Consider the following 12,296-nt stretch of genomic DNA (forward strand, 5'->3'; position numbering starts at 1 on the left):
AATAGGATGCGTATTATTCTCTGTGACAGATATACTTAATCTACTGATTAAAGATAATATTTGCCCCTTAATAGCTTTTCTTAAAAGGTAGGTGTAGCTGTAAAAATGATGACTAGCATGGAAAAGATAAATATTGAAGATGGAATACGCGTTTGGTATAACTTTTCCTGTAAAATGGCAATATTTGGAACAATAGTTGGATTGATCTTAGCAACTATTATTCCAATTGTTTTGCTTATAAGGCAAAGGAATACTCTCGCAAAAAAAGTCAATGATGCGTATTTATGCCTTTCTGAAGTATGCTATCAACTATCAAAATATCATTCATTATTAGCCAATAATAACTATCGTATTATCGTATGGGATGGATATGATAATAATCCCGAGGTAATTGGACAATTCCCTGCAGAAATAGGCATCCCTCAAAAAGATACTGATTTTTTATCCTTTGAAAATTGGTTAAAACAAAATGATTATGTAAAATTATCACAAGGAATAGAAGAACTTAGAAACAATGGGCAAAGCTTTGATATTATAGCAGAAACTCAAAATAACTGTACAATTAAAATAGAAGGAAGGGTATCAGGTAGTTGTGCCTTCCTTCGTTTTTTGACCCTTAATGGAATATATGCGGAATTAGCAGAAACAACATTGCAATACAAAAAAATGTGCAACAAAATATCTATTTTTAAACTACTGCTTGATTCCATTGATTTCAAGGTATGGCAACGAGATCAAAGCGGGGAAATCATTTGGACAAATAATAGTTATAGAAAATACGTAGAGAATGCGTCATCAAAACAAGCAATATTTAACAATCGTATACTTTCTGAGGAAGAAGTAAAAAAAAGAATGTTGTCGTCTATAACAGAAGAAGATAAATTCTGCGAGATAATATCAACCGTTGAACAAGGAAGAAATAAATCCTATAAAATAGTTAGTGTAATCAATTCTTTTGGAGCGGCAGGAATAGCAATTGATGTATCCCAAGAAGTAAATACACATGATCAATTAACGCATATATATGAAATACTTCATAATCTAACTGTTGCTATAGCGATATTTGATAAAAATCGATATCTGCAATTTTATAATCAATCTTTTATCAAACTATGGGAAGTAGATATTGATTTTTTAGAAACCAATCCTAGTAATGATGAGATGTTAGAATTCTTCCGTTCTGCAAATAAATTACCAGAACAGCTCAATTGGAAAAAATGGAAAGAAAATATTTTTTCTGTATATAAATCGTCGGATACTTATACTGATACTTGGCATTTGCCTAATGGACAAACACTTAAAATAATAGTTGTTCCTCATCCGCAAGGAGGAACAATTTGGATGTTTGAAAATTTAACAGTACAAATGGATCTTGAAACAAGATATAATACATTAGTAAAAGTACAAGGAGAAACTATAGATCATTTATCTGAAGGAGTTGCTGTCTTCGGACCAGATGGTAAAATTAAATTATCCAATCCTGCCTTCCGAAATCTATGGCAAACCGATGAAGAACAAGTATCTCCAGGTACACATATCCGTAATATTGCCGCTACATGCTCTAAGTATTACGATAAGCCAGACGGTTGGAACCTATTTGCTGCAATAATCACTAGTTTCGAGGATGAAAGGAAATCTCTAAAAGGTAAGCTAGAACTATTATCAAACTCTGTCCTAGAATATTATATAATTCCTTTACCAAATGCACAAACTATGCTGACTTTCGTTAACGTAACGGACTCAGTTAAGGCAGAACAAGCCTTAACTGAAAAAAATGAAGCACTACGAAAAGCTGATGGATTAAAAAACAGTTTTGTCCAGCACGTATCATATGAATTACGCTCTCCTCTAACAAATATAATAGGATTTACCGATTTACTTAAAACTTTCAAGTTGGGTAGCTTGAATCAAAAACAATCAGAATATGTTGAGTACATATCTGCTTCATCGGCATTATTACTTAATTTAGTCAATGATATTCTTGATCTAGCAACTGTAGATGCAGGAATTATGGAATTAAAATATAGCGAAATTATTATAAGTGATCTTTTAAATGAGGTGAATAAATCTATTGCTCATAAAATGCAAGAAAGAGATATAAAACTAAAAATTTCTACCAAAGGAAAACTAGGATCAATTATTGCTGATAGACAAAGATTAATTCAAATTTTTGTAAAAATACTCAGAAATGCTGCAGATTTTTCTCCCAAAGGATCAGTTGTAGTGCTAGAATCTTTGCGTGATGGAAATGATTTCATTTTTTCTGTTACTAATAAAGGACCTAAAATCCCTGAAGATATGAATGTATTTGACAGGTTTGTTTCAGGTTTGCAACCTGGAAAACGTAGAGGAGCGGGATTAGGGTTATCCATAGTCGAAAGTTTTATACATCTACATGGTGGTAAAGTATATATTGATAGTTCAAATGAAGGTATGACAAAGATCACTTGCCACATTCCTTCAAAGTCAGTTTCTAAAAATGAGCCCTGATATGAGTGGTCCTGATATATCTGTTTCTACTTATTCCATAACTATTCCTCTTATAAACGAAAAAGATACAATTCAGCTTGGTCATAATTTAGCATCTATACTTAAATGTGGAGATTGCGTAACATTATCCGGTGAAATAGGTTCAGGAAAAACTTTTTTAGCACGCTCAATCATACGATTTTTATTAAAAAAAGATAACTTAGAGGTTTTAAGTCCTACTTTTACAATATTGCAAATTTACGAATCTAAAATACCAATAGCTCATTTTGATTTTTATAGATTGTCAAATATTCAAGATTTTTTTGAATTAGGGTTCGATGAACTTTTAAGTGAAGGAATCTGTATAGTTGAATGGCCTGATGTAGGAAAAGAACTGCTACCATCCAATCGAATTTGTATTCAGCTTGATCAAGAAAATATTAAAAGGAAAGCAACTATCTCAGCTGAAAAATGGATAATTGATCATATTATGAATAAGAATATAAAAAATTAAATAATAAATATTAAAAATCATGCAAAATAATAATCCAAATGTTTTTACTATTGCTCCACATTCTAATTTTTTCAAAGAAGTTGTAATATCGCTTTTAAATGGCACTTTAGTGGAAAACTTTCAATACAACCCATATAATCCGCTTTCTCTAGCTTCAGTTACGATATACGTACCAACAAAACTCGCAATACAAGCATTACGCTCAGAATTTTTCGATATTATGTGTAATAAGTCTACAATTTTACCAGTGATAAAGCCATTGGGTGATATTCTTGAAGAAAATTACATTTTCAACTATGATTTTCTTAACTCATGTGAACTTAATCAACCTATATCTAATATAAGGCGACTATTGGAATTAGCAAAACTAATTATACTATGGCGCGATCGATTACCTGATGCAATACGTGATATTCATCCTGAATCGCCATTAAACCTACCAGCAAATCCTGCAGATGCAATCTGGCTTGCAAAAAATCTAGCAGAAATCATTGATATAATTGAATCAGAAGAAAAAAATTGGGAAGAGCTTTATTCACTTAATAATGAACAATATGGAGCATGGTGGATTATAGCTTTAGATTTTCTAAAAATTGCTAGTAACTTTTGGACAAAAAGACTTTATGAGCTAAAAGCTTCTTCAGCTGTTAATTATCGAATAGAACTCATGAGGGCCGAATCAGAATATATTTCTAATAGAAAAAAAAACGATACAGTAATTATTGCAGGATCAACTGGATCTATGCCGGCAACAGCAAGATTAATGTCTATAGTAGCCAATGACCCTAATGGGGCAGTAGTTTTACCAGGATTGGATTTAGTTATGCCAGAAAAAATATGGCAAATACTTACTAAAAAATCTAATGTTAATCACTCAATGCATCCGCAATATTTATTAGCTAAAATTATTAATTTTTTGAAAATTAAACGTGAAGATGTGAAATGCCTAGGAACTATAAAAGATGACCTTAATTTACGTTCTAAAATAATTTCAAAATCCTTCTTGCCATCAGGAAATGATGATATTCATCATAATGATGTTTTAATGCAAGATATTGAAAATGCATTTTCAAATGTAGCATTAATAGAAGCAAATAATGAAAGAGAAGAGGCAACTTCCATAGCAATAGCTATGAAATTAGCCATGCTTAAAAACAAAAAAAAAACCGCATTAATAACCGCGGATCGTAATCTAGCTCGTCGCGTCAAATTAGAACTAACACGCTTTGGTATAGATATTGATATTTCCGCTGGGATACCACTATCAACAACATTACAAGGATCTATTCTTATAACACTATTAAACGCTATTCTAAAATCAAACGATCCAGTAGCTATTGCGGCTTTAATTAAACATCCCATGGCAAAATTTGGATTTACTGAAAAGCATCTATCTAGGGCCAAAAATGCACTTGAATTCATAGCTCTTCGCGGAAATAAAGATCGCTATAATATAACAAAAATAAAATCTGTTTTTATAAATAAAATATCTGAACAAAAATATGATAAAAAATCTCCAAATTGGAGATCACGTTTATCTGATGAAGAAAAAGATTTGGCTGCTTTACTGGCAGATAATATTGTTAAATCTACAATATCTCTTGCTAAATATAGTATGAATGAAAATAACTATAGCGATACTTTAGATATATCGGATTGGGTCAAATTAACAGTAAAATGTTTAGAAAATATTTGTTTTGATGAGAAAAGAAAACTCAATGATTTATGGGGAGGAGCAAATGGAAAGGCTTTAGCTTCATTTTTTCATAATATTATTGAAACAGGTTCTTGTATTAAAGCCAATCCTATTGAATGGATAGACATTATCTCCGCACTCATTTCAGGAGAAACAGTCAAGCCAGAAAATAAAAAATCTTCTTGTTTGTTCATATTTGGAACTTTGGAATCTAGATTGCTTAATTTTGACACATTAATATTAGGAGGTCTTAATGAAGGAATTTGGCCAAGCCATATTCCCAAAAATCCATTTTTATCTAGAATGATGCAAAACAATCTAGGATTAGAAAACGCTGAAAAACATATTGGCCAAGCTGCACATGACTTCGAGATGGCAAGTGGCAAGCGTAATCTTATATATAGTCGTTCTTTACAAAAAAATAACGTTCCAACAATCGCATCACGTTGGTTACAAAGACTCTTGGTTTTAGGAGGAAAGTCTTTTTTTGATACTCTAAAAAAGAGAGGTGATCAATATATAAATTGGGCTAGAAATCTAGATGTAACAACAAAACAGATAATTACAGAACGTCCAAGACCATTTCCTCCCTTGGAAATGCAACCTAAAACCTATTCTTTTTCAGAAGTTAAACTACTAATAAGTGATCCATATGCCATTTATGCAAAGAAAATTCTAAAACTAGAGTTCATTCCCCATTTTGAAAACGAGCCAGATAAAAAAGATCTTGGTATATTCTTTCATGAGATTATCACGCAACTAATACAAAATAAAATCAATAAAAACACACCTAAAATCGTTTGTGCAATGGAAAAAATTATTGATGAATATTTTAAAAAAGCAAATTTTCCTCCGCATATTGATATTATTTGGCGTAATCGTTTTCATAAAATAGCTCACTCTTTCATATTATACGAAGAAAAAAGGCATAGAAGGCAAGAGGATAGCCCAGCAATTGAAAAAATCTTTGTTAATATTCCTGCCAAAATGGAAATAAAATCAATCGGAGTAAAACTTACTGGTATTGCAGATCGAATTGATATATTGGAAAATGGATATGCCGATATAATAGACTATAAGACTGGCAATAATCCTACAAAACAAATGGCCAAAAATCTTATTGATCCACAACTATCATTAGAGGCGGCAGCTTTGAAATCTGGCGCTTTTTACCAAATCAATTGTAGAAAAGTTGCATATCTTTCCTATATACGCCTCAAACAAGGATTGGAAGTTGATCGTATTACAAATAATGAAATATGCACAGATGAACTATCAAAAAAATCTCTAGAAAATTTTGTTGAATTTATATCATCATTACAAAACGGAACGAACCCATTCATCTCACGTTTGCGTCTCTCAGAAAAATCCAATATTCATAGTGAATATGATCATCTTGCTCGTTTGGAAGAATGGATAACAGATTATGATGTGTAAAGATTCATTAAAAGTTAATAAATCGATAAAAGATTGGCTTTCTTGGACAAGATCACAGCAATTATTAGCTTCTGATCCCAATAGTTCTGCATGGGTTTCCGCTAATGCAGGCTCTGGGAAAACACATATACTTGTTCTAAGAGTTTTGCGTCTTTTCCTTGCAAACGTTAATCCTTCTACAATCCTATGCCTTACCCATACAAATGCAGCTGCTGCAGAAATGTCAAATCGAGTTTTCGAAATAATAACTGAATGGTCTCACTTATCAGATGAAAAACTTTTTTCTGAAATTCAAAAAATACAGAATAAAAGGCCAAGTAAAAAAGATATTAGAATAGCAAGACAATTATTGCTGAAAATCCTTGAAACTCCAGGAGAGTGGAAAGCTAAAACTATACATTCATTTTGCGAAACAATTATTCAACAATTTCCACTAGAAGCAAATACTACTGGTCACTTTTCCGTATTAGATGAAGAACAATCAAAAAAATTAATAGAAGAAGCAAAAAAATCAACGCTCGCTTCCATTATGAGTGTGAATAATATAAAATTAAGACAAGCCTTCGATGAAATACTTGAGTTAACCAATGAACAAACTTTAGAAAAATTAATCTCTGATATAGTTAGTAATAGGAATAATCTCAATAGATTTTCATGTTTCGCCAATAAAAACGGCGGAGAAGAAACTTTGCTCAAAAAACGATTTGGATTACCTCCTGACGAAAAATACGAAAAAATATACACAGAATTATCAAAATTATTAGATGTTATAAAAAAAGATATTAATCAGTATATAAATCTAACTAAAGGAAACGATAGCTCAAAAAAAACAGAAATATTTAAAGCAATACTTAAAGAAAAATCTATAGAAAAATCATTTGATTTTTTATCTTATTTATTTATCACAACTGATTTATCTCCTAGAAAAAATCTTTTAATTAAAAAAATTGATATTAATCTAGAAAAAAAATTCAAAAATCATCAAGAGGTATTTATCAAAATAAGAGATCGTTTAAATACATATAAAATGTTGAAAGCAACATTAGCATCATTAACTCTAGCAAAACATTTAAATGATAATCATCATAAATTGAAAAAAAAATACTGTTTTCTTGATTTTGAAGATCTTATTTCTTACACAAATGATCTTCTAAAAAAAAGCGAAGTTAGTTCATGGATAAGATACAAGCTTGATCAAGAAATTAATCATATTCTCATTGATGAAGCACAAGACACAAGCCTAATTCAATGGGAAGTAATTAGATCTTTAACTGATGATTTTTTTGTTGGGGAAAATGCACATTCAAATCCAAGAACATTATTTGCGGTAGGAGATGAAAAACAATCTATTTTTTCATTCCAAGGAGCAGAGCATTCTCGTTTTTTTCGAGAAAGAAAAATCAATAAACAAAGAATTACTAATTCAGGAAATAAATTTTCTATAGTACAGCTTCCCTTATCATTTCGCTCAACTGCTGACATTCTAACATCTGTAGATAAAGTATTTTCTATACCAGAAAATGCACAAGGATTAAGCGAAGAAAACGATCCTATACTGCATCGCTCTAATCGTATCGGACATCCTGGCAGTGTACAAATTTGGGAACAGGCTTTTTCAGAAATTGATAACACTAAAAAAGATTGGATATCAAACTTCGATTCTATACCGAGAATATCTTCTAAATCTATTATTGCAAAGCGTATTGCAAATAAAATTTCAGACATGATAGGTAATGATACTATAATTAGCAATGGTAAAAAAAGATTAGTTCGTGCAGATGATATCATGATCTTAGTACGTAAACGTACTTCTTTTATCAAATTACTGACACGGTTCCTTAAAAATGAGCATCAAATATTAGTTTCTAATAATGATAAATTATTGCTTACAAATCACCTTGCTATAAAAGATTTAATGTCTCTTGCATATTTCATGCTATCTCAAGAAGATGACTTATCTTTAGCATCTATACTTAAAAGTCCAATATTTAATTTATCAGAAGATGATCTATTTGAAATATGTGCAAAGCGTCAAAAAACAGAAACAGTCTTTTCTTCCCTGCAAAAACTTGCCAATAATAAAACATCTAAATTTCGTCATATAGTTGAGTATATTAACGAAATAATTGATCTTTCTAAATCTTATTCACCCTATGATTTTTTTACACTAATTTTAGGGGCAAAAAACGGCAGTAAACTATTTATTTCTCGTTTTGGAAATGAAGTTATTGATATTCTTGATGAGTTTCTAAATTTCGCATTAAGAAATGAACAAAAAAATTATCATACTCTACAAGAATTTATATTAGAATTAGAAAATTACCCACCTACAATAAAAAGGGAGCAATATAAGAATCATAATGAAGTACGTATAATGACGGTACATGCATCAAAAGGACTAGAATCCCCTATCGTCTTCCTTGTTGATGATGGATCAGATTTTTTTATCAATAACAATAAGTTAGAAGTTATACCTTCTTCTAACGACGATCCTGGAACTCCGATATATATTCCTCAAGCAAATTTACGTAATAGTATACTTGAAAATCACATAAAATATAGGGAAAAAAATGCCCGAGAAGAATATCATCGACTGCTATATGTCGGGATGACACGCGCATCAGATAGACTTATTATTTGCAGTTGTAAAAATAAGGATAAAAACATCCAAGGGACCTGGTATGATATGGTGTATAAATCTTTTAAGGAAGATAAAAGAGCCAAAGAAATAAAAATTAAAACTTCTGTAAATAATGATGAATGGAGCGCTCTTGAATGGAGAGTTACCTATGATGAAAGTGTAATTATTGAAGAAGAACAAGATATAACCCAATTTAAGCAAGAAGATATAATCCCAAAAGAAATTTTTGACTCAATTCCAAATGATATTGATACAACCTATATTTTAAATCCATCAATTCTAGATAAAAAAGATGCACCAATTTTAAGTTCAATATTATCTGTAGATAATGCTAATCAAAATCATTTTATCAAACGTGGGCTTATTATTCATAATCTTTTACAAGTAATATTTGGTCTTCCTATAGAAGATCGTAAACAATATATTGTATCATATTTAAAAAAAAATGCGCATCTTTTGGAGAAAAAAGAGTACGATAATTTAGTTTTATCTGTGACAAGTCTTTTAGAAAATCCTATAATATCAAAAGATATATCTGATACTTCTTATTCAGAAGTATCAGTTGCTGGAAAGTTATCTTTAAATAAAAAAGATATTTTAGTATCTGGACGCATTGATCTAATATCAGTTTCAAATAAACATGTTATAATTTTCGAATATAAAACTCATAATTATATTCCAAAAGAAATCGAGGATATTCCATTATCACATATTGCACAACTTTCAATATATAAAGAACTACTAAAGTTATCATATACTGATAAATCATTTATTTGTGTGCTTATTTATGTCTCAAAACCAAAAACATTCATAATCACGCAACATCAATTGGATCAAGCAATTTTAAAGTTATCTATATAATTGTAAAATAAATTCCTTGATTATTAATAAGATTAATATTAGTAGGATATTTATCTATGTTTTTTAGATGGGAGGACTTATAAGTGGGTGCATTATCAGTAAATTCGGACAACTTCGATTGTGAAGTTTTGAAATGTTCAAAGCCAGTAATTGTAGATTTTTGGGCTAGTTGGTGTGGACCTTGTATGAGGTTATCTCCTATTATTGATGAGATTGCAGATGAACTATCTGATAAAGTTAAAATAGTAAAAGTCAATACAGAAGAAAATCCATCTATAAATACGCAATATAATGTATTATCTATTCCAACTCTTATTTTATTTAAAAATGGTAAGATGATAGATAGTATGATTGGCGTATCTTCTAAAAAAAATATTTCTGACTGGATATTATCTATTATTTAGTTTTTTAAATTATTAATCTGAGTAGTATTTTCTTGTGAAAGATATACTTTTTTAGATAGCTAGATCTTAATACTATTTAATTGATTTCAAATTCATTTTTACTTAGAACTTCTCCAATTAGATAAAAAGAACCTAGTATAAATATAATTGGAGAAGAATTTGCTGTATTTTCTCGTTTTATTATAATAAATGCATCCATAATAGATGAGCAAGCGAAAGATTTAAGACCTAATTTTTTAGCTTCTTGCATTAACATATGTGGATCAGCACTGGTTGGCTGGCTGCCGTCTTCTTTGCACATGATTGGCACTGTAAGAACAATTGGTGATAACTCTTCAAATGCTCGTAGATATCCAGCATGATCTTTATCACATCTCATTCCAACTAAAATATAAAGTGATTTCTCATGAATTCCCTTGATTTTAGATATCACTTTAGCGATTACTAACCCAGCATCTGGATTATGACCACCATCTAACCAAACTTCAGAATTATTAGGCAATTGCATAAGTAATGGCCCTGATTGTAATTTTTGAAAACGTCCAAACCACTCTGTTGATTGTAATGCTTTTTTAATACAATCTTTTTGTAATTTAAATCCAGCAATATTAACTGTAGCAATAGCAACTGCTGCATTAATATATTGATGCATTCCTAAAAGACTTGGTTTCGGTATATTTATTTGAGAAAATTGTTCTTGATAAACTAAATGATCGTCTTTTTCAAAAACAGAAAAATGATCACCATAGACACGATATGGGCATCCCTTTTCTTTTGCTTTTGAAACAAGAATATCTCGAACTTCATCGTATAACTGATGACCTATCAATACAGGAGAACCACTTTTCATAATTTCTGCTTTTTCTTCTGCGATCATACGAACGTTATCTCCTAAATATCGTTCATGATCTAAAGAAATGGATGAAATAACAGAAACAGCAGGTTTTTCAATTATATTGGTAGCATCAAGCCTTCCACCTAAACCAACTTCAATTATGGCTACATCTGCAGGATGTTCTGAGAATAAAACAATAGCAGCTGCAACTGATAGTTCAAAAGTAGTTATACTATGATCTTTATTTTTTTGTATAACCCTAGAAAATACATCAACTAATAATTCATCAGCTACTAATTTCCCTCTATCGCCTTTAGAACCCAAACGAAAACGCTCATTCCATTTAATAAGATGAGGAGAAGTATGCACATGTACTGATAAACCTGATGTTTCAAGCAATCTCTGAGTGAAAGCTGCAACCGATCCCTTGCCATTTGTACCTCCTATGTGAATTATAGGAGGCAAGTTATCTTGCGGCCTTCCTAAATCATCTAAAAGACGCCTAATCCTTTGCAGTGAAAACATATACTTTCTTAAGTAAAAATAATTGAAATAATAAAATATAATTATTACTTGTTAGTCATGTACTTTTTGTTAAAATTTTACACAAAGATGATAAAACTTCCGGAATATCATGTCTATGAACTATCATATCTATCATACCATGTTCTACTAAATACTCAGATCTCTGAAAATTAGGGGGTAATTTTTCCCTTACCGTCTGCTCAATTACTCTTCTTCCAGCAAAACCTATTTCAGCACCTGGTTCAGCTAAATGAATATCCCCAAGCATAGCATAAGAAGCTGTTACACCACCTGTAGTAGGATTTGTCAATACAACAATGTAAGGCAGAGAAGCATCTTTTAGCATATTAACTGCTATCGTGGTACGAGGTAACTGCATAAGTGAAAAAATACCTTCTTGCATACGCGCTCCACCAGATGCAGGGAACATCACCAAAGGACATTTTTCAGAAACAGCTCTTTCAAAGGAACTTACAATTGCTTCACCTGCTGCAAGACCTAAGGATCCTCCTATAAAGCTAAAATCATGAACAACAGCAACTAATTTAACACCATGAACATTACCAATAGCCGATATAACTGAATCAATTAAACCTGTCTTAGATCGATTTTCTTTTAATCGATCTATATATTTTTTACTATCACGAAATTCCAATGGATCTTGCAATACCTGAGGTTGCTCTAATAAACGATAATTTCCATCATCAAATAAGAATTTAAGTCTATCCTTTGCCGATATCTTCATGTGAAAATTAGAAGGAGATATAACCCATTGGTTTTCTTCCAGATCCTTGTAGTAAACCATTTCACCTGTTTCTGGACATTTAACCCAAAGATTATCTGGAATTTTCCTGCGACTAAACACAGAACTTATACGAGGACGAACAAAATTTGTAATCCAGTTCAAATTTAAA

General features: G+C 30.9%; 7 protein-coding genes. 5 read left to right on the forward strand and 2 right to left on the reverse strand.

Annotated features, from left to right (window positions below; all coding sequences use genetic code 11):
• The first annotated feature begins 105 nt into the window (after positions 1-105).
• The 5 genes from LAM_RS00650 (at position 106) to trxA (ending at position 10,022) form a co-directional block, all read left to right on the forward strand.
• Complete coding sequence (locus LAM_RS00650; RefSeq protein WP_007556795.1) at positions 106-2,490, forward strand: sensor histidine kinase; 2,385 nt, start codon at positions 106-108, stop codon at positions 2,488-2,490.
• Complete coding sequence (tsaE, locus tag LAM_RS00655) at positions 2,480-2,983, forward strand: tRNA (adenosine(37)-N6)-threonylcarbamoyltransferase complex ATPase subunit type 1 TsaE (protein WP_023466156.1); 504 nt, start codon at positions 2,480-2,482, stop codon at positions 2,981-2,983. The genes LAM_RS00650 and tsaE overlap by 11 nt, the downstream gene beginning before the upstream one ends.
• 19 nt (positions 2,984-3,002) lie before the next feature.
• Positions 3,003-6,116, forward strand: a complete 3,114-nt coding sequence (gene addB / locus LAM_RS00660; RefSeq protein ID WP_007556793.1) for a double-strand break repair protein AddB — start codon at positions 3,003-3,005, stop codon at positions 6,114-6,116.
• Positions 6,106-9,618, forward strand: coding sequence for a double-strand break repair helicase AddA (addA, locus tag LAM_RS00665; protein WP_007556792.1), 3,513 nt, complete (start codon positions 6,106-6,108; stop codon positions 9,616-9,618). The genes addB and addA overlap by 11 nt, the downstream gene beginning before the upstream one ends.
• An 83-nt stretch (positions 9,619-9,701) precedes the next feature.
• Positions 9,702-10,022 (forward strand): thioredoxin, encoded by a 321-nt coding sequence (gene trxA, locus LAM_RS00670; RefSeq protein ID WP_007556791.1) that lies wholly within the window; start codon positions 9,702-9,704, stop codon positions 10,020-10,022.
• A gap of 76 nt (positions 10,023-10,098) precedes the next feature.
• On the opposite strand, the gene LAM_RS00675 is transcribed toward trxA, so the two are convergent.
• Positions 10,099-11,382: a bifunctional folylpolyglutamate synthase/dihydrofolate synthase gene (locus LAM_RS00675; RefSeq protein WP_007556790.1), complete on the reverse strand. Its 1,284-nt coding sequence runs from the start codon at positions 11,380-11,382 to the stop codon at positions 10,099-10,101.
• Between the two features lie 55 nt (positions 11,383-11,437).
• Positions 11,438-12,289, reverse strand: coding sequence for an acetyl-CoA carboxylase, carboxyltransferase subunit beta (gene accD, locus LAM_RS00680; protein ID WP_007556789.1), 852 nt, complete (start codon positions 12,287-12,289; stop codon positions 11,438-11,440).
• Between the last annotated feature and the right edge of the window lie 7 nt (positions 12,290-12,296).

The sequence above is a fragment of the Candidatus Liberibacter americanus str. Sao Paulo genome (genome assembly GCF_000496595.1).
GTDB lineage: Bacteria > Pseudomonadota > Alphaproteobacteria > Rhizobiales > Rhizobiaceae > Liberibacter > Liberibacter americanus.